Annotated in this window: 20 protein-coding genes; 7 read left to right on the top strand and 13 right to left on the bottom strand. The window is 47.7% G+C overall.

The genetic code is table 11. From position 1 onward, the window contains the following. Both ACN0VA_RS12745 and ACN0VA_RS12740 read left to right on the top strand, forming a co-directional pair. On the top strand, positions 1 to 568 hold a 568-nt coding region (locus tag ACN0VA_RS12745), incomplete at its 5' end, for a phosphomethylpyrimidine synthase ThiC (RefSeq protein ID WP_417821524.1). 197 nt (positions 569 to 765) lie between these two features. Next, the gene (locus ACN0VA_RS12740) at positions 766 to 1002 is read left to right on the top strand and encodes a DUF1127 domain-containing protein (RefSeq protein ID WP_417821523.1); all 237 of its coding nucleotides are present in this window, start codon (positions 766 to 768) and stop codon (positions 1000 to 1002) included. A 109-nt stretch (positions 1003 to 1111) separates the two neighbouring features. Here the strand turns inward: ACN0VA_RS12740 and ACN0VA_RS12735 are convergent, their stop codons facing one another. Next, positions 1112 to 2311, bottom strand: coding sequence for an MFS transporter (locus ACN0VA_RS12735; protein WP_417821522.1), 1200 nt, complete (start codon positions 2309 to 2311; stop codon positions 1112 to 1114). A 76-nt stretch (positions 2312 to 2387) separates the two neighbouring features. On the opposite strand from ACN0VA_RS12735, the gene ACN0VA_RS12730 reads away from it, so the two are divergent. Continuing rightward, entirely contained in the window at positions 2388 to 3215 is an 828-nt protein-coding gene (locus ACN0VA_RS12730) for an AraC family transcriptional regulator (protein WP_417821520.1), read from the top strand. Here ACN0VA_RS12730 and ACN0VA_RS12725 read toward each other — a convergent pair. From ACN0VA_RS12725 to flgB, 10 genes are all read right to left on the bottom strand, one after another. Continuing rightward, positions 3212 to 3784 (bottom strand): NnrU family protein, encoded by a 573-nt coding sequence (locus ACN0VA_RS12725; RefSeq protein ID WP_417821519.1) that lies wholly within the window; start codon positions 3782 to 3784, stop codon positions 3212 to 3214. The two genes, ACN0VA_RS12730 and ACN0VA_RS12725, sit on opposite strands and share 4 nt — an antisense overlap. Before the next feature lie 29 nt (positions 3785 to 3813). Then, positions 3814 to 6453 carry an alanine--tRNA ligase gene (gene alaS / locus ACN0VA_RS12720; protein WP_417821518.1) on the bottom strand — a complete coding sequence of 880 codons (2640 nt, stop codon included), beginning with the start codon at positions 6451 to 6453 and terminating at the stop codon, positions 3814 to 3816. 206 nt (positions 6454 to 6659) lie between these two features. Then, positions 6660 to 7733: a recombinase RecA gene (gene recA / locus ACN0VA_RS12715; protein WP_417821517.1), complete on the bottom strand. Its 1074-nt coding sequence runs from the start codon at positions 7731 to 7733 to the stop codon at positions 6660 to 6662. A 223-nt stretch (positions 7734 to 7956) separates the two neighbouring features. Continuing rightward, on the bottom strand, positions 7957 to 10446 hold the full coding sequence (locus ACN0VA_RS12710) for a PAS domain-containing protein (protein ID WP_417821516.1): 2490 nt from the start codon (positions 10444 to 10446) through the stop codon (positions 7957 to 7959). Next, a complete protein-coding gene (flhB, locus tag ACN0VA_RS12705) occupies positions 10446 to 11513 on the bottom strand; it encodes a flagellar biosynthesis protein FlhB (protein WP_417821515.1) in 1068 nt (355 codons plus the stop codon). The genes ACN0VA_RS12710 and flhB overlap by 1 nt, the downstream gene beginning before the upstream one ends. 18 nt (positions 11514 to 11531) lie before the next feature. Then, positions 11532 to 12293: a flagellar biosynthetic protein FliR gene (locus tag ACN0VA_RS12700; protein WP_417821514.1), complete on the bottom strand. Its 762-nt coding sequence runs from the start codon at positions 12291 to 12293 to the stop codon at positions 11532 to 11534. Between the two features lie 12 nt (positions 12294 to 12305). Further along, positions 12306 to 12572, bottom strand: coding sequence for a flagellar biosynthesis protein FliQ (fliQ, locus tag ACN0VA_RS12695; protein WP_417821513.1), 267 nt, complete (start codon positions 12570 to 12572; stop codon positions 12306 to 12308). Between the two features lie 13 nt (positions 12573 to 12585). Then, the gene (gene fliE, locus ACN0VA_RS12690; RefSeq protein ID WP_417821512.1) at positions 12586 to 12903 is read right to left on the bottom strand and encodes a flagellar hook-basal body complex protein FliE; all 318 of its coding nucleotides are present in this window, start codon (positions 12901 to 12903) and stop codon (positions 12586 to 12588) included. Positions 12904 to 12926: 23 nt separating this feature from the next. Further along, complete coding sequence (gene flgC / locus ACN0VA_RS12685; protein ID WP_188661799.1) at positions 12927 to 13340, bottom strand: flagellar basal body rod protein FlgC; 414 nt, start codon at positions 13338 to 13340, stop codon at positions 12927 to 12929. Between the two features lie 53 nt (positions 13341 to 13393). After that, positions 13394 to 13795 carry a flagellar basal body rod protein FlgB gene (flgB, locus tag ACN0VA_RS12680; protein ID WP_188661797.1) on the bottom strand — a complete coding sequence of 134 codons (402 nt, stop codon included), beginning with the start codon at positions 13793 to 13795 and terminating at the stop codon, positions 13394 to 13396. Between the two features lie 229 nt (positions 13796 to 14024). On the opposite strand from flgB, the gene ACN0VA_RS12675 reads away from it, so the two are divergent. From ACN0VA_RS12675 to fliP, 4 genes are read left to right on the top strand one after another with little or no spacing between them, the layout of a single operon-like run. Next, a complete protein-coding gene (locus tag ACN0VA_RS12675; protein WP_417821511.1) occupies positions 14025 to 14396 on the top strand; it encodes an EscU/YscU/HrcU family type III secretion system export apparatus switch protein in 372 nt (123 codons plus the stop codon). Continuing rightward, positions 14389 to 14721: a hypothetical protein gene (locus tag ACN0VA_RS12670; protein ID WP_417821510.1), complete on the top strand. Its 333-nt coding sequence runs from the start codon at positions 14389 to 14391 to the stop codon at positions 14719 to 14721. Before ACN0VA_RS12675 ends, ACN0VA_RS12670 begins: the two co-directional genes overlap by 8 nt. Before the next feature lie 25 nt (positions 14722 to 14746). Continuing rightward, positions 14747 to 15091 (top strand): FliO/MopB family protein, encoded by a 345-nt coding sequence (locus ACN0VA_RS12665; RefSeq protein ID WP_417821509.1) that lies wholly within the window; start codon positions 14747 to 14749, stop codon positions 15089 to 15091. Continuing rightward, positions 15088 to 15879, top strand: coding sequence for a flagellar type III secretion system pore protein FliP (gene fliP, locus ACN0VA_RS12660; RefSeq protein WP_417821508.1), 792 nt, complete (start codon positions 15088 to 15090; stop codon positions 15877 to 15879). Before ACN0VA_RS12665 ends, fliP begins: the two co-directional genes overlap by 4 nt. 65 nt (positions 15880 to 15944) lie before the next feature. Here the strand turns inward: fliP and speE are convergent, their stop codons facing one another. Then, the gene (gene speE, locus ACN0VA_RS12655; RefSeq protein ID WP_417821507.1) at positions 15945 to 16790 is read right to left on the bottom strand and encodes a polyamine aminopropyltransferase; all 846 of its coding nucleotides are present in this window, start codon (positions 16788 to 16790) and stop codon (positions 15945 to 15947) included. Continuing rightward, positions 16787 to 17275, bottom strand: coding sequence for an adenosylmethionine decarboxylase (gene speD / locus ACN0VA_RS12650; protein WP_417821506.1), 489 nt, complete (start codon positions 17273 to 17275; stop codon positions 16787 to 16789). Before speD ends, speE begins: the two co-directional genes overlap by 4 nt. Positions 17276 to 17447: the final 172 nt, after the last annotated feature.

Genomic DNA, 17447 nt, shown 5'->3' with positions numbered 1-17447 from the left:
CATGCACAAGATCAAGGAAAATATGGACCTGCAACTCGAAGTCTGTGACGAGGCGCCGTTCTATACACTAGGCCCCCTTGTCACCGATATTGCAGCGGGTCATGATCATCTGGCATCGGCCATCGGCGCGGCAATGATCGGCTGGTATGGTTGTGCGATGTTATGTTACGTCACCCCGAAAGAACATTTGGGCCTGCCCAACCGGGACGATGTGAAAGAAGGTGTGATGGCCTATAAGGTTGCCGCCCATTCTGCCGATCTGGCCAAAGGACATCCCGGTGCGCGTCTGCGTGATGACGCGATGAGCAAGGCGCGTTTTGAGTTCCGTTGGCGCGATCAGTTCCATTTGGCGCTTGATTCGGAAAAATCACTGGAATTCCACGACGAAACCTTGCCGGCGGAAGGCGCGAAAATCGCGCATTTCTGCTCCATGTGCGGGCCGAAATTCTGCTCCATGCGCATCAGCCATGAAGTGAAAGCAGAGGCGCAAAAAGGCATGGCCGAAATGTCGGAGAAGTTCAAAAAAGAAGGTGGCGAGATTTATAAAAAGATCGATGCCGCAGAATAAACCTAAAACCACATCATCAACATGAACAAAAAGGGAGGCATTTGCCTCCCTTTCTTACGTCCCGGCATATAGTTTAGAAAGATTATGAGCTATGCATTTTCTGTAAATCACACCTGCAAAAACAATAATTGTTGTCCACATCAAGCAGGCGTAAAGAGGGCGCAAATATCACACAACCCCTTAGAGAGACAAACACCATGTCCTTACCTTACCCGATTACTTCTTACGCCAGCCACCATGTTGATCTGACCGGTGGTGCGTTGGACAAATTCGAAAACTTCATCATTGCCAAAACAGCAAATGTTGTTTCTTCTGTTCGCACATACAATGCACTGAAAAAATTGAGCGAACGTGAACTGATGGATATCGGCCTGACACGCGCCGACATTCTGCCTGTTTCCAAAACAGCATTGTCTGGCGCACGTGCGGCTTAAGAATAAAGCTTCTACCAGCAGATAACCTCATCAAATATAAAGGGCCGTAAACTCATAATTGGTTTACGGCCCTTTATATTTATCATCCAGAAAATACGCCCATAAGCATTTACTCTGCGGGTTCCTCGATTGGAGTGGAGCGTGTCCAGACAACCTCCAGACCGGGTTCTGGATTATCTGGAATGAGGCGAGATAGCATCAATGACAGAACCGCCAACCCCGCCCCGGTTAAAAAGACTGCTGCCGGCGAGGCTATCCATAACAAACCATAAAGCGCCGGCAAAACCACGGCTGCAATATGGTTAATGGTAAAGGACACCCCTGCCGTCGGGGCAATATCTTTCGGATCAGCAATTTTCTGGAAATAGGTTTTGATCGCAATCGCCATCGAAAACAGCAAATGATCCACCACATACAGCACCACAGCAACCCACGGGCTTTCAACAAAGGCATAACCGACAAAAACCAAAATCAGACCGATATATTCCAAACCTAACGAGCTTTTTTCACCCAATCGCCCAATCAATTTGCCAATGCGCGGGGCAAAAAACATATTCATCGCCCCATTGATCAAAAACAAAATGGAAATGGCGGCCGCATCAAATCCAAACTTTTCCACCATTAAAAAGCCCGCAAAGACAACAAAGATTTGACGGCGTGCCCCGCTCATAAACGTCAGGGCATAAAACAGCCAATAACGTTTGCGTAAAATAATCTTCTTGTGTTGTTCCACCCCCTGATTAAAACGCGGAAAAGCCCACCAGCAGAACAGAGCCAAAATCACACAAGCCCCGCCGCCCAGCACATAGACCACTTCCATGTCAACTTTCAGCATGTCCAACATAACCCAGACCAAAGCGAACGCGATCAACGAGGCAAAAGAACGCATCGCAATCACTTTACCCATCTTGTGTGCGGCTGTTTTTTTATCAAACCATTGCAAAGACAGTGACTGATTGACCGTTTCATAATAATGAAACCCGATCGACATCAAAACCGTTGTGGCATAAAGCCCGATTTCAGATGGGAAAAATCCTGTAATCGCCGTCCCGATTCCAAGAAAGACGAGGGAAACCAGCCCCAACGTCTGTTCGCGCATCATCAATAACAAAAACACAGCCGTAAAAGCCAGAAAGCCCGGAATTTCGCGCAACGATTGGAGAATGCCAATTTCGACACCGCTGAAATTCGCGCGTTCAATGACAAAGTTATTCAACAAAGCCTGCCAAACACCAAAAGCCAATGCCATTGCAATCGCCATAACGTAAAGCAGGTTTTCCGGTTTTTTCCATGTTTGAGGGGAAGACATTACAATGACCTTATTCTCTATTCATTATCAACTTTCATACTTTATAATGAAACAAAAATGTCGTATATAGTGGTTTATGACAAAAAACATCGCAAAAAAGACACCTGTTTTTGGTCTTCGCCCCTTCCTCACACATGATGGTGTGGAAATTGATGATTTTGATAAACTCCCCCGTGACATCAATTTAAAGGAAGTTCTAAGGCTCCCGGACCATGAGATCCATCCCCATCAGCACATCTGGGGACAACTTCTTTATGCCTCACACGGGGTCATGCAGGTTATGGCACAAGGACATATCTGGGTCATTCCCCCACAACGCGCGGTCTGGATTCCACCAAATGTGGAGCATGCGATTAAGGTTATCCATAAAGTTCGTCTGCGCAATGTCTACATTTCCCCCACTGTCATGCAAGGCTTACCTAAGCATTGTCAGGTCATGCACATCAGCCCGCTTTTGCGCGAAATTATTGCTGAAGCCGTTCGTTTCCCTCCCCTATACGACACCGATGGACCGGAAGGGCGTTTAATGCGCGTGTTGTTAGATTGCCTGAAAGCAACCCCGTCTACCCCGTTGCAATTACCAGTCCCGGATCAAGGGATGATAAAAACCATCGCAGACTTTTTAAAAGAAAATCCAGATGATGAAAAAACACTGGAAGATTGGGCGCAAGAATTGGGGACCACGTCACGCACCTTGGCACGCAATTTTAAAAAGCAAACGGAGATGACCTTTGGTCAATGGCGCCAACAGGCACGCTTGTTAGAAGCCCTCAGTCGGCTGGCCGATCAACAGCCCATCGCCCATATCGCGCAGGATTTAGGCTATTCATCACAAAGCGCCTTTAGTGCCATGTTTAAAAAGGCACTCGGCGTCACACCCGGGCAATATTTTAAAACCGATTAGCGCTTAACGGTTAAGTCCACACCGGACAGATATTCATGTCCCAGTACAGCTGCTATAAACACACAGACACCAACGGCAAAAACAATGACGCCCTTGTGGGGTAACTGCTTATCCGGTACCTGAAACGCACCGTCACGCCGGTTGGTTAAAACGATTGTTGCGATGGCCCATAATGCCAAGCCGCCAAACAAGACAACCGCGCGTAAATCCCCATTCATCAAGGTATGCGCGACTGCCCACAGGCTAAACCCCGTCAATTGCGGATGGCGAACTGTACGTGAAAAATTGGATTTCAATTTTGATGCCGCCATCAGGACAAACCCTGCCAGAATCAGCAGCAAACACGGTGCCACGACGATGTCGTAAATATCGTATAAAACCGTCACGCTTTCAATTGAGCGCCAGCCGACCACCATCAGGGCGACACTTGCCAAAATTACAAATGCAAACAGCCCGCGATAAGGCAGCGCACCGACTTTCTCAATCAAGCTTTGACGAAAATCAGGCGCAACGACAGGAACGAAATGAACACCGCTCCAGACTATTAGACCGAGAAGGATCAGTTCCATCGTTACGCCTCTTTTACAATAAACTCACTCTAACCGGCGAGTGCCGCTTCAATCGCAGCCAATGCAACATTTGCTTTTGTGCCATCCGGGCCACCGGCTTGTGCCATATCCGCACGCCCGCCGCCGCCTTTGCCGCCTAACGCTTCCGATCCGATACGCACCAGATCAACGGCACTGTGCGTGTCTTTCACGTCATCGGTTACACCAACAACAATGGAAGCTTTACCGTCATTAATCGCAATAGCCACACAGACACCGGAACCGACTTGGTTTTTCATTTCATCAACCATCGATTTCAGCTCTTTACCCGGGATATCTTCAAGAATCTTCCCCAGATATTTTACGCCATTTACGTCTTTGATATCCGCTGCACCACCGCTTGTGCCACCTGTGGCCAGTTTTTTACGCAAATCGGAAATTTCACGTTCCATTTTTTTGCGTTCTTCCAGCAAAGCTTCCACACGCCCAGGCACATTTGCCGGTGTGGCTTTCAACATGGCCGCCGCTTGATTTAAACGGTCTTCCTGTTCCGCCAGATAGGCAATAGCAGCAGATCCGGTCAAGGCCTCGATCCGGCGAACCCCTGCGGCAACGGCCCCTTCGCTCACGACTTTAAACAAGCCGATGTCACCCGTGCGCTTAACATGCGTTCCGCCACATAATTCCACAGAGAAGTTTTTATTCTTGTCAGTCCCCATCGTCACAACGCGGACCTCGTCACCATACTTTTCGCCAAACAGCGCCATTGCACCTTGTTCAATGGCTTCATCCGGCGTCATCAAACGGGTCACAACTTCGGTGTTCACGCGAATTTGTTCATTCACACGTGCTTCGACATCCGCCATTTCCGCAGCGCTTAATCCTTTGGGGTGCGCGATATCAAAACGCAAGCGTTCTTCGGCCACCAAAGACCCTTTTTGCGTCACATGCTCGCCTAGACGTTCCTGCAAAGCTTTGTGCAAAAGGTGAGTGGCGGAATGGTTTGATCGTACAGCACCGCGTCGAACCGGATCGACAGTCGCATGAACATCTTCACCAAGCGTAATGGAACAGCCCTTGACCTTGCCCAGATGAATATGTAAATCGCCCAATTTTTTGGCGGTATCACGTACTTCAATCGTTGCTGTATCTCCGACACGTAACAGGCCGCTATCACCCACCTGACCACCAGATTCCCCATAAAACGGAGTTTGGTTTAAAACGATGGCAACCTCGCTACCGGGTTCCGCCCGTTTGACCATTTGCCCATCTTGAATGATCGCAACGATCTGACCTTCTGCCTCTTCGGTTTCATAACCCAGGAAATCTGTCGCCCCGACCTTGTCACGAACATCAAACCAGACACTTTCATCCGCGGCTTCACCAGAACCCGCCCAGTTTTTGCGCGCTTCTTCACGTTGTTTGGACATGGCGGCATCAAAACCATCCATATCCACATGAATTCCTTTGGGTTTCAAGGCATCTTGCGTCAAATCAACCGGGAAACCGTATGTGTCATAAAGTTTGAAGGCCACATCACCAGCCAGTTCATCCCCTTCTGACAGGGTTTCGGTTTCCGCATCCAGCAAAGACAAGCCCCGGTCGAGCAATTTTTTGAAGCGCGCTTCTTCCAGTTCCAGCGTTTCCGTAATCAAAGCTTCTGCACGAAGCAGTTCAGGGAAAGCTTGCCCCATCAATCCGGTTAAGGTCGGAACCAGTTTATGCATCAACGGATCTTTCGCCCCGATAATATGGGCGTGACGCATCGCGCGGCGCATAATTCGACGCAGAACATATCCGCGACCTTCGTTGGACGGCAGAACACCGTCGGCTAATAAGAAGGAACAAGACCGTAAATGGTCCGCGATGACCCGGTGCGATGTATTGAAATCACCATCCGGGTCTGTTGACGTTTTATCTGCGGAGGCCTCGATCAACTTACGCAGCAAATCCACGTTATAGTTATCATGTGTGCCTTGTAAAACAGCGGCAATCCGTTCCAATCCCATGCCGGTATCAATGGACGGTTTGGGCAGTTCAAGTCGATCTTCAAGGGTCTGTTCATATTGCATGAAGACCAAGTTCCAGATCTCAATAAAACGATCGCCGTCTTCTTCTGCTGAACCCGGAGGCCCGCCCCAGATATGGTCGCCATGATCATAAAAAATCTCGGAACAGGGGCCACACGGTCCTGTATCCCCCATTGCCCAGAAATTATCCGAGGTCGGAATACGAATGATTTTTTCGTCCGGCAAGCCCGCAATTTTTTTCCAAAGATCAAATGCCTCGTCATCTTCATGGTAGACAGTGACCAGCAATTTATCTTTGGGCAGGCCGAATTCCTTGGTGATCAAATTCCACGCAAGCTCAATCGCCATATCCTTGAAATAGTCACCGAATGAGAAATTTCCCAACATTTCAAAGAACGTATGGTGACGTGCTGTAAAACCAACGTTTTCAAGATCGTTATGTTTCCCGCCGGCGCGCACACATTTTTGCGATGTGGTCGCACGGCTGTAATCACGATGTTCCAGACCTGTAAATACGTTTTTAAACTGAACCATCCCCGCATTTGTAAACATCAGTGTGGGGTCGTTTCGCGGAACCAACGGAGAAGAGTCCACAATCTCGTGGCCATTCTTACCAAAATATTCCAAAAACGTTTTACGAATATCATTCGCGCTTTGCATGGGCTTCACTTCGTTTGTTTATCACGTCAAGAAGGTAGGTTTTACCTTGCCTTTTGGTTCATGTCTAGCGGAAGTCCCCGCCCGTTCTGAAATATTCTTTCAGACAAAGACGCCACCTCCCCGCTCTGCTGGAAGATGGCGCCTGAATGACTACCTTTTTCAACCCCTCTTCCCATAGGAAAAGCGCTTGAAAACATTTTATATGTTTATTCGTCGTCGGTGGCGGGAGTGGGCTCACCTGTGGTCATTGCATCGGAAATCAAACCGGCATTTTCACGAATGGCACGTTCGATTTCCTGAGCAATGGTTTCATTCTCACGCAGGAATTGTTTGGCATTTTCACGCCCCTGCCCCACACGTGTCGAATTATACGAGAACCAGGAACCGGATTTTTCAACCACACCGGCCTTAACCCCAAGATCCAGCAGTTCCCCCATTTTGGAAACACCTTCACCATACATAATGTCAAATTCAACCGTACGAAACGGCGGAGCCATCTTGTTTTTCACGACTTTAACGCGGGTCTGGTTACCAACGATTTCGTCGCGGTCCTTGATTTGACCAATCCGGCGAATTTCCAAACGGATGGAAGAGTAAAACTTTAAAGCGTTACCGCCCGTTGTGGTTTCCGGGTTTCCAAACATCACCCCGATTTTCATACGAATTTGGTTGATAAAGATCACCAAGGTATTGGAGCGCGACACCGAAGACGTCAGCTTACGTAAAGCCTGAGACATCAACCGTGCTTGAAGGCCCACGTGCGTATCGCCCATTTCACCTTCCAGTTCGGCACGCGGGACAAGAGCGGCCACACTATCAACGATCAAAACATCCACAGCCCCGCTGCGCACCAAGGTATCGGTAATTTCAAGGGCCTGTTCCCCGGCATCCGGTTGCGAGATCAACAGTTCATCAACATTACATCCCAATTTCTGGGCATAAACCGGATCCAGCGCATGTTCAGCATCCACAAACGCACACGTGCCCCCCATTTTCTGGGCTTCGGCAACCACATGCAGGGCAAGCGTTGTTTTACCGGAACTTTCCGGTCCATAGATTTCAACGACACGACCACGCGGCATCCCGCCGATCCCCAAACCGATATCCAACCCGAGAGATCCTGTCGAAATAACGTCCGTATCCACCGCATTTTCGCGCTGGCCCAGTTTCATAATGGAGCCTTTACCGAACGAGCGTTCAATCTGCGCGACTGCCGCTTCCAATGCCTTATTTTTATCCATCGTATCCTTATCCACAAGCTTGAGTGCCGTTTGAGACATATCTATGCTCCCTTATTCCACAAGTAACGGGGCCGTTGCAATTCATTTAAAAGTACATGAAATGTTCTCATTAACAAGAACATTTGCGAACTTATTGTTTTTAAACGATTTTACAAAATATGTTCTCTTAAAGTTCTAACCGAATCGCAAATATCGGAACGAATCACTCCGGTATTATGCGGTATTATGTACGGTATTATGCGGTATTATGTAGCAAACACACTTACGCTTCACCGAGAACTTCTTTGACTTTATAGGCGAGGTCTTTGAGCTTAAAGGGTTTGGGCAGGAAATGAATGGTCGGGTCATTTTCGATCCCGTCGGGGATCACGTCTTCGGCATATCCTGACATGAAAATAACTTTCATATCCGGTTGGCTTGCCCGAACGAGTTCAACAAGGTCCGGGCCCTTCATGCCGGGCATGACCACGTCGGTAATAATCAGGTCAATCTTATTGGCTTGAGATTTAAAGATATCCCACGCAGCATCGCCACTGGGCGCTTCGATCACTTCGTATCCTTTGGCACTTAGGGCACGTGCGCCGAACAGACGGACCGGGTCTTCATCTTCGACCAGCAAGATGGTGGCGGTCCCGGTCAGATCAGCATGATCAAACAGGTCCGGTTGTTTTTTCTCCACTTTCTTCGCAACCGCCTCTTCCTCCACTGCCGGGAAATAGATCGAGAAGGTCGTTCCCTTGCCAACCACGCTGTCAACGAAGATATAACCATCGGTTTGACGGACAATCCCGTAAACGGTCGATAGGCCAAGACCCGTTCCTTTGTCCACATCCTTGGTTGTAAAGAAAGGCTCAAAAATCTTGGTCAGGTTTTCCGGTGCTATCCCGCAACCTGTATCGGAAACCTCGATACAAACGTAGGATCCCGGCGGCATAATATCGTGGGCCTGTTCCACAGGATCGTGGACAAGCGCATTATTAGTACGGATCATCACCTCGCCATCGCCATTCATCGCGTGCCCGGCGTTTACCGCCAAATTAACAATGACTTGTTCCAGTTGGCCCGTATCCACACGGATTTGTTTCAGGTCGCGCCCATGATCAATACGCAAGACAACCGTTTCCCCCAACGAACGGTTCAACATGGCTGAAAGATCGGAAATAACTTCTGAAATATCGACAATTTTCGGCCGCAAAGTCTGCTTGCGTGAAAAAGCGAGTAATTGACGCACCAAGTCCGTTGCCCGGTTTCCGCTTTGATAAATTTGTTGCAGTTCCTGATGATCCGGGTCGCCCTTGGGGTGGCGTTCCAGCAAAATCTCGCAAAAACCTGTCAGTGCGGTCAAAACGTTATTGAAGTCATGGGCAACCCCACCGGCCAGTTGACCGATGGCCTGCATTTTTTGAGCTTGTGTAAATTGCAGTTCCAGATCCCGTTGTTCCGTCGCATCGATAAAGTGCAAGACAAGGCCGCTGATTTGCCCGGTTTCATCTTCCATGTGGCCTGCAAAAACACTGACCGTCAGCATACGCGCACGCGCTGTCGGCATTTGCACGTCAAAGCGCACGGCAGCCATTGTCCCCATCGCGACTTTGCCGAGCTGTCGGCTGGCATCGTCGTGATATTCAGGTTTGATTTGATCAAAAAGCGAACGACCGACAATCGCATCCTGATGGCGACCAAGCATTTTAAGGAAAGCGCGGTTGCAATCCACAACATTGCGTTCCAGATCCAGCACAGCAATACCGACTGGTGCTTCCTTAAACAACCAACGCACACGCGGGTCATAGCCGAGCGAGGCTTTGCTTGAGCTACGTTCCGGTCTTTGTTGGGCAACTTGGCCCTGTTCAATCCCATCGCGCAAGACAAGGCAACGGTTATGCACAAAATTACCTTGATCATCATAGAGTTCGGTTTGACGTACAAAAACGTCAAAGGGGCGACCATCTGCGCCTTTCAAGCTCATCACCCCATTGGGACCATCGCGTAAATCCAGAACGAAGTCCGCTAAACCCAATCCGGTTGCGCGCACCATTTCAGGGGAGACCCCCAGCCAATCCCCCAAGGTTTGATTGACAAATCGAAAGCGCCCCTGTTGATCAGAACTAAAAAAACCCACTGGCAGATTATCGAGGAAATCGAACATTTGGCGAAATTCTTTGCGTTGCGCTGTTTCCATTTCGCGCCGTGCACTGACATCACGCACCAACCACAACGTAAAGCCCGCAGGTTTCCCCAATGGTGCCACAGAAATACGTCGCCATTCGCGACTGCCATCCCTTAAACGAACCGGAACTTCACAATAATCACCAACGCCATTACGGGCGTTCCCGCGCAGACGCTTAAACTCCGCCTGTGCGCTTTCTCCGTCCAGTAAATCCACCATGCCTGTAATTTCAGGTTTTCCGGGCATAATCGGCATAAGCCGTTTAAAACCCGGGTTGGCATAGACAGTAGATCCATCGCGTGCCGTGATTAATCGAGCTTCGGGTAAAACATCAATGGCACGGCGTAACAGATCACCAAACGCCCCCGCATTTCCGGCCGAGCCGACCGCCCAGCCGAACATCCCCATACAGCCAATGCCAATAATCAGACTGACATATGTCACCGTAGTGTCTGCTTGAAGTACAAAATGGTTGATCGTCGTTATTAAAAACATCACCCATGCCGCACCGGCCCAACTGATAGGTTGGCGGACAACACGTTTTAATCGACGACGTAATCGCATGGAAAAAGACAGCGCCAGCATCAATTCATCTGCCCCTTCAGACGCATGACATAGCCAATGACCTCGGCCACAGCAGCGTAATGTTCCGCCGGAATTTCTTCGTCAATTTCAACAGAGGCATAAAGGGCGCGCGCCAAGGGCGGGTTTTCAACAATCGGCACTTCGTGTTCTTCGGCAACTTCACGGATACGAAACGCAAGATTATCCATGCCTTTCGCCACCAATTTAGGGGCCCCCATTAAGTCTTGTTTATATTCCAGCGCACAGGCGTAATGGGTCGGGTTTGTCACAATGACGTCCGCTGTCGGAACGGCTGTCATCATACGTTGGCGTGCCCGTTCCATTCGGAGTTGGCGAATTTTCGCTTTGACCTGCGGGTCCCCTTCTGACTGTTTATGTTCGTCTTTGACTTCCTGCTTCGTCATCCGCATTTGCTTCATAAACGTATAGCGTTGATAGGCAAAATCCAGCCCGGCAATCAACGTCATCAAAGCCGTGACAGAAATCAGAATATAAATAGCGACATCATACATTAAGGATAAAAGGGCAAAAACATCGTGCTCGGGCAGCAACTCAACATTCATATAAATCGGAAGAACAACCAAAAAGGCCGCGCCACCGACCAGAGCCATTTTGAAAATTGTTTTGATGAGCTCAACAACAGATCGTGTAGAAGCAACTTTTTTCAAACCTTTTTTTAAAGAAAGGTTGGATAGTTTGGGTTGTATTTTTTTAGGCGCCCAAATCAGTCCGGTTTGAAATACACCTGACATCACAGCCGTCAGCATCAAAACAAACAACAGCGGTAAAACCCGCAACCCCATATCCCCGAGCAATCGCTCGAACATCAGGCCTACAGAATTACGATCCAAGGACAATTGATAGCCGTCACGCCAGAAATAAATAATGGGTTCAACAACACTTTTTGCAAAAATTGGCCCTAAAAACAAAACAAAAATAGCCGCGGCAAAAAAGGAGGCCCAACTTTTAATTTCTTGAGATTGTGAAACCTGACCTTCTTCTCGTGCTTTCGAGAGTTTTTTGTCCGTCGGTTCTTCCGTTTTTGAAGCTTCGTCTTCTTCAGCCATGCTATCCCCTCAAAATCCTTAAGGTTCCAAGAAACCGATAAGACCTTTTTGATAATATTCCAAGAATACCATCATAATGGCCGAAACTGTAAACATAAGCATGACAAGCGTTACCATAATCTGCGCAGGCATCGCGACGAAATAAACCTGGAATTGCGGATTTAATCGACTGATCAAGCCCATAGCAAGCTGAAAACCAAACGATAACAGGATAAAAGGCGCCGCCAGTTCAACACCAATTTTAAAAGAACCCGCCACGGTTCGTGACATAAATTCCGCGAAATCACCAATCGGGGGCAACTGCCCCGGAACAAACAAAGTATAACTATCCACCACCGCAGATAACATCAAGTGATGTAGGTCCGTTACGAAAATAGTAACCATAGCTAAGTTTACAAAAAACGTCGACACAACAGAACTTTGAGATTGCGAAACCGCATCAAATGAAAAAGCGTTAGACAGCGCCGCAACAAAGGCAATAATCATCCCTAAAACCTGCATTGCACTCAGCATAATCATCATCAATGCCCCGAAGAAAAAACCAATTAAGATTTCTCCACCCAACAACATAAGCAGTTCCAGAGGGTGAATTGGAAAAGGGGGGAAATTATTGGAGACAACGGGGACAAGTATAAGCGCCAACATCAAGGCAAACAAAAGCCGGATACGTGTAGGTACAAAACGCGCACTGATCCCGGGCATCACAATAAATGCCCCGCTCATACGCGCAAAAATCAATCCAAAATGAAAAATATTAAACGTAAAAATATCGCTCAACATGAAAAATGCCCCTTATCCAAGGGCGATGATTTTGTCGAAAATCTCTTCCCCAAAATCCATCATGTGACTGATCATATAAGGCAACATCAATACAAGGGTAATAAAAATAACAATGATTTTAGGCACAAATACAAGGGTCATTTCTTGAATGGACGTTAAAGCCTGAAACAATGCAATCAACAGACCGATGACCAAACCAGCTATCAAAATAGGGCCACCTGTTATCAAGATCACCCAGAATGCCTCACGTCCAATTTCTATAACCCCAATTTCGTTCATCTCATCAAATCACTTAAATCGGCATTTTAATAATTTCTTGATAGGCTTGGATCACCTTATCACGCACCGTGGTTACAGCCTGCAGGGTCACTTCGGCCTCGGCAACCGCTGTCACCACCTCGTTGACATCGGCTTGACCTGCCGCCGCTTTCAAAGACATGGTTTCACTTTTGTAACCGATATCGGCCGCTTCACGAACCGCTTGTTTCAAAAGGTCGGAAAAATCTTCACCACCAGTTTCTTTCGTCTCGTTCAATGATGGAAGTTTGTTGATCGAGTCCGCTTGGCGGGCATAGGCAGCCGCCGCAGATGCCATCATATTGTCAGCCATTTACCTTTGTCCTTTTTTCAAACCTAACGCAAAATACCGATGCTTTGTTGCAGCATTTTTTTACTGGCCTTAATCGTATTAACGTTCGCTTCATAAGAACGTTGTGCCTCGCGCATATCCATCATTTCAATCAACGAACTGACATTGGGGCGTAGAACATACCCGTTTTCGTCCGCTGCCGGATGTGCCGGATCAAAAAACTTCTTAAAATTCGCTTTGCTGTCTTCCTTGACCTTATGAACATGTACGAGGTTCACGTCCATCTCTTTATCAAGCTCATTTTTAAACAGGATTTTTTTGCGACGATAGGGGATTTCGCCCGGCTTCGTTGGCAAGGAATCCGCGTTGGCGACGTTTTCAGAAATAACACGCAAACGGGCACCCTGTACTTTCATACCGGCCGTGGAAATTCGCATACTTTTAAATAGGTCATCCATTGTGGACCTCTATACCTCTTTGACTCTCATCCAACAGAAAAATAAAAAACAACCTACTGCTTGCCTAAAGCAATTTTGAAAAGTCGCATGTTTTTTTTATAAACTTCCGTGGTCAGTTCGTGATCGACTTGCGACTCCGACATTTTGGTCATCTGTTCTTCCAAAACAACCTGGTTGCCGTTAATCGTCGATTCATAAGGCTTGGGATCATCAACCGCATACTCACGCATGCGTGCAGGCTCCGTCCCGATATGTTTCGAGTCGGTGCCAACAGGGCTGACATGCATCGCCTGACGCCGCATCAAATCTTTAAAATTGAACGGCTTCAAATCCTTGGCGATATATTTAGGCGTATCCGCATTGGCAATATTTTCCGCCAACACTTCCTGCCTGTTACCAATGTAGTCCATTCGCTTTTTCAAAACAGCGAACAACGACATTTTGCCTAAGTCCATTTCGAACTCCTAACCTGAATTATGCCCTCGACCTCCCAAGAACAAAAATCAGTACATCGTCAAACCATACCCGCAAATAATACCTAGGGGCACAGTTCTACTATGCAACACCCATATTAACAAATAGTAAAGCCTTATGTCAGCCTTTTTATGCAAACGCTTATTTTAAGGTTTTTTAAAACAGTTTGAAATAGGATATTCTTGTCAGAAACCACCATTGGACCCCGACGTGAACGAGCCCAAAAACAAACCTGCAAAACCTGTTAATTCCGATCAGATTGCGGTTGCCCTCTCCTATGAAGGTGTTGAAGGCAAAGCACCGGAAATTGTGGCGTCCGGGCGCGGTGCCGTTGCAGAACAAATTTTACAGATCGCCTTTGATGAGGGCGTTAAAGTGCGCGAAGATGCCGATCTTGCGCAAATCCTCAGTCTTCTGGATGTGGGCCGCGAAATTCCAGTCGAAGCTTTTAGTGCCGTTGCAGAGATTTTGACATATGTTTATCAAGCCAATCGTCAGCCGATGCCCGGCATTGACGTTCCCCTTGAAAAACCACAAAATAGTCCCTCTTCAACTCCGAAACCGAAAAAACGTAATGACTGAAACGGTGCGTGATATTAAGAATAAAATTGAACAGATCCTCTCTTTTGTCGAGACGGCCGAGCGTTTGATCTATGACGGGAAGATGGTAGATATTGCGGCCCTTCAAGGCCACATCAATCACCTGTGCCAGGACATCCAAAAACGCCCGCAGGCCGAAGCCCGCACGTACCTTACAGACTTGAACACCTTGTTTGAGGCAGTCGAACGTCTGGAAAAAGATATCAACCTTCAACATGACGAATTAACAGAACGCTTGAAGTTGAGCGACGGACGTGTCAATCCTCTTATGGCGCAGGAAATCCGTGACGATGACAATGAAACATAAGATAGACAAGGCACAGACATAAACGATGGATATCTCCGATTATTTGCGATTTGTGTTCGCGCTGGCCTTTGTTATCTCGCTCATTGGCATTTTGGCATTTATTGCCAAACGTTATGGTATGGGCTATCGCCACGTACCAAGAACAGCTAAAAAACGCCTGAGCATTTCTGAAATTATGCCGATAGACGGTAAACGTCGCCTCGTCCTTGTCAAACGCGACGGGCGCGAACACCTTCTGGTTATCGGCGGTACAAACGATCTGGTGGTCGAAACGAACATCATGGAAGACGACTTCAACTTCAGCGAACATCTTGCCGCAACGTCTCACATCACTGACAAAAACAAGATGGATGAAGGGGACCCGCAATGACAAAAAAACAAATATTGAAACTTTCCCTAAGCGGTAGCCTTTTCTTTGGCTTGAGCTTTATGATTTTAGCCGTCTTCAATTCTGACGTTCTTGCCCAAAGCTTCACGCTGGATTTCGGCGATCCAAATGTTGGCGGTCCTGAAAGTACAACATCACGCATCATTCAGTTGGTCGCCCTGACAACCGTACTGTCACTGGCACCCAGCATCCTGATTATGGTGACGTCATTCACCCGACTGATTATCGTTTTCGGTTTTCTGCGAACCGCGATGGGAACGCAGCAAGCGCCCCCCAACCAAGTGATGGTTTCTCTCGCACTTTTCTTAACTTTTTTCATTATGATGCCCACCTTTGATGCCGCCTATCAACAAGGGATTAAACCCTATATGGATGGTGACCTTGAAGAAATCACCGCATTCGAAAAAACGGTCCAACCCTTTCAACGGTTCATGATGCAGCATGTGCGCAGCAAAGATTTGGACCTGTTTATGGGAATTGCGAAAGCAGACATAAATGTTAAAGCCGATGACGTCCCCTTAAAGGCGCTGATCCCTGCCTTTATGATTTCTGAAATCCGCCGCGCCTTTGAAATCGGTTTCCTGTTGTTTATCCCCTTCCTTGTCATCGATATGATCGTTGCATCAGTGCTCATGTCTATGGGGATGATGATGCTACCCCCGGTTATTATCGCCCTGCCCTTTAAGATCATCTTCTTCGTGCTGGTCGATGGCTGGTATATGCTGGTCGGCTCGCTGGTGAAAAGTTTCGGCACAGGTATATTGGAATGAAAAAAGCGGCACTTCATTAAATGAAGGTGCCGCTTTTAAAAAACGTAGTTCCCTGAAACTTTATTCTATTTCAGTAACTTTTCTATATAACGCGGTAATGAAAACGCCCCGACATGCACACCCGGTGTGTAATAGTTGGTCTCAAAACCGGCTTGATCAAAACGCGCCTGAATGTCTGCAATGGATTGTTGACGCTTGTTCACATCATCCGTTGCCCAGGCCAAAGTCATAAAACCACCGATATAGGTCGGCACCGCCACCACATAAAAAGACATATCTTTAAAATGAGGGGCCATACGGCCTTGTGTGGTTGTCACTTCGTCTTCTTGGAAAAACGGCACGCCGTTTTGTGTCACAAGGATACCGCCTTGTGACAGACAATCGTGGCAATCACTGTAAAATTCGCTGGTGAACAGAACTTCCCCCGGACCGATCGGATCGGTTGAATCGACAATGATCACGTCAAAACGATCTTGCGTTTCCTTAACGAATTTCAAGCCGTCCGCAATCACCAGATTGCACCGTGGGTCTTCAAAGGCACCATCACTGTGTTGCGGGAAATATTTTTTGGACATTTCCACCACAGAGGCATCAATTTCCACCATCGTGCATTCAACGTCTTTATGACGCAGCACTTCGCGCAACACGCCACCATCGCCGCCGCCGATGATCAATACTTTTTGGGCATTACCATGAGCAAAAATCGGCACATGAGAGATCATCTCGTGATACACGAACTCGTCACGATCCGTTGTCTGGGTCACCCCGTCCAACAACATGACACGACCAAAAAAGTCGTTTTCGAAAATCACAAGGTCCTGATGTTCCGTCTTTTCTTCAAACAGAACTTCCGTTGCGCTGAAACGTTGCTGATAGAACGGATAGAGCGTTTCGCCAATCCAGCGGCTCATACGTCCTTGCCCCGCAGTTGCTCGTCCACATCAATACGGTCCGGGCTGAAAGCATCCTGTAAGAACGGAATTGCCTTATGGGGATCACAATCGCCACACATAAAGACATCAAGCGCCGCAAAAGACGCTTCCGGCCATGTGTGGATTGAAATATGAGACTCAGCCAAAACCAGAACGCCGGACACGCCACCGTTAGGTTCAAAGTGGTGCAAGTGACAGTGCAAAATTGTTGCACCTGCCTCATCAGCACCCGCACGCAAGGTACGTTCGATCAAGTTGATATCATCCAACTTGCTGGCACCCCATAAATCAATCAACAGGTGAGTGCCTGCGTAGCGGATACCATTGCGTTCGATGAAATAGTCTTTGTTGTTTTCAATCACAGCAAAGCCGGATTGTTGATCAACATTTTCGCGGATCTGGGTCTCGCCCGGTACTTGTACCGAGTCCATCCCCAGTTCGGCAAGAGCAGCTGTCTTGGCCATTCTAAACCCTTTCCAAACCAGTAGATAGATGATCCGCAAAAACTTATATGCGGATAAGGACGCAGTGTTTGCCTGAGATTCAATGCAAACACAAGTGAAATTTTAAACATTATTATTTTTTTTTGAAACAGCGTTGCTTTTAAGTTTTTCAGACACACCATATACCAAGTCA

This window comes from Terasakiella sp. (genome assembly GCF_048267425.1).
In the GTDB taxonomy this organism is placed as follows: domain Bacteria; phylum Pseudomonadota; class Alphaproteobacteria; order Rhodospirillales; family Terasakiellaceae; genus Terasakiella.
Note: the sequence above shows the minus strand (reverse complement) of the source record. Positions and strands in the feature narration are given on the sequence as shown.

Excerpts from the sequence above, each read along its gene's own strand:
- recA (WP_417821517.1), bottom strand. The coding sequence starts at position 7,733 with ATGTCTCAAACGGCACTCAAGCTTGTGGATAAGGATACGATGGATAAA.
- ACN0VA_RS12735 (WP_417821522.1), bottom strand. The coding sequence starts at position 2,311 with ATGTCTTCCCCTCAAACATGGAAAAAACCGGAAAACCTGCTTTACGTT.
- fliP (WP_417821508.1), top strand. The coding sequence starts at position 15,088 with ATGACAAAAAAACAAATATTGAAACTTTCCCTAAGCGGTAGCCTTTTC.
- speE (WP_417821507.1), bottom strand. The coding sequence starts at position 16,790 with ATGAGCCGCTGGATTGGCGAAACGCTCTATCCGTTCTATCAGCAACGT.
- flgB (WP_188661797.1), bottom strand. The coding sequence starts at position 13,795 with ATGGACTTAGGCAAAATGTCGTTGTTCGCTGTTTTGAAAAAGCGAATG.
- ACN0VA_RS12725 (WP_417821519.1), bottom strand. The coding sequence starts at position 3,784 with ATGGAACTGATCCTTCTCGGTCTAATAGTCTGGAGCGGTGTTCATTTC.
- flgC (WP_188661799.1), bottom strand. The coding sequence starts at position 13,340 with ATGGATGACCTATTTAAAAGTATGCGAATTTCCACGGCCGGTATGAAA.
- fliE (WP_417821512.1), bottom strand. The coding sequence starts at position 12,903 with ATGGCTGACAATATGATGGCATCTGCGGCGGCTGCCTATGCCCGCCAA.
- ACN0VA_RS12740 (WP_417821523.1), top strand. The coding sequence starts at position 766 with ATGTCCTTACCTTACCCGATTACTTCTTACGCCAGCCACCATGTTGAT.
- flhB (WP_417821515.1), bottom strand. The coding sequence starts at position 11,513 with ATGGCTGAAGAAGACGAAGCTTCAAAAACGGAAGAACCGACGGACAAA.
- ACN0VA_RS12670 (WP_417821510.1), top strand. The coding sequence starts at position 14,389 with ATGACTGAAACGGTGCGTGATATTAAGAATAAAATTGAACAGATCCTC.
- ACN0VA_RS12665 (WP_417821509.1), top strand. The coding sequence starts at position 14,747 with ATGGATATCTCCGATTATTTGCGATTTGTGTTCGCGCTGGCCTTTGTT.
- ACN0VA_RS12700 (WP_417821514.1), bottom strand. The coding sequence starts at position 12,293 with ATGTTGAGCGATATTTTTACGTTTAATATTTTTCATTTTGGATTGATT.
- ACN0VA_RS12730 (WP_417821520.1), top strand. The coding sequence starts at position 2,388 with ATGACAAAAAACATCGCAAAAAAGACACCTGTTTTTGGTCTTCGCCCC.
- alaS (WP_417821518.1), bottom strand. The coding sequence starts at position 6,453 with ATGCAAAGCGCGAATGATATTCGTAAAACGTTTTTGGAATATTTTGGT.
- speD (WP_417821506.1), bottom strand. The coding sequence starts at position 17,275 with ATGGCCAAGACAGCTGCTCTTGCCGAACTGGGGATGGACTCGGTACAA.
- fliQ (WP_417821513.1), bottom strand. The coding sequence starts at position 12,572 with ATGAACGAAATTGGGGTTATAGAAATTGGACGTGAGGCATTCTGGGTG.
- ACN0VA_RS12710 (WP_417821516.1), bottom strand. The coding sequence starts at position 10,446 with ATGCTGGCGCTGTCTTTTTCCATGCGATTACGTCGTCGATTAAAACGT.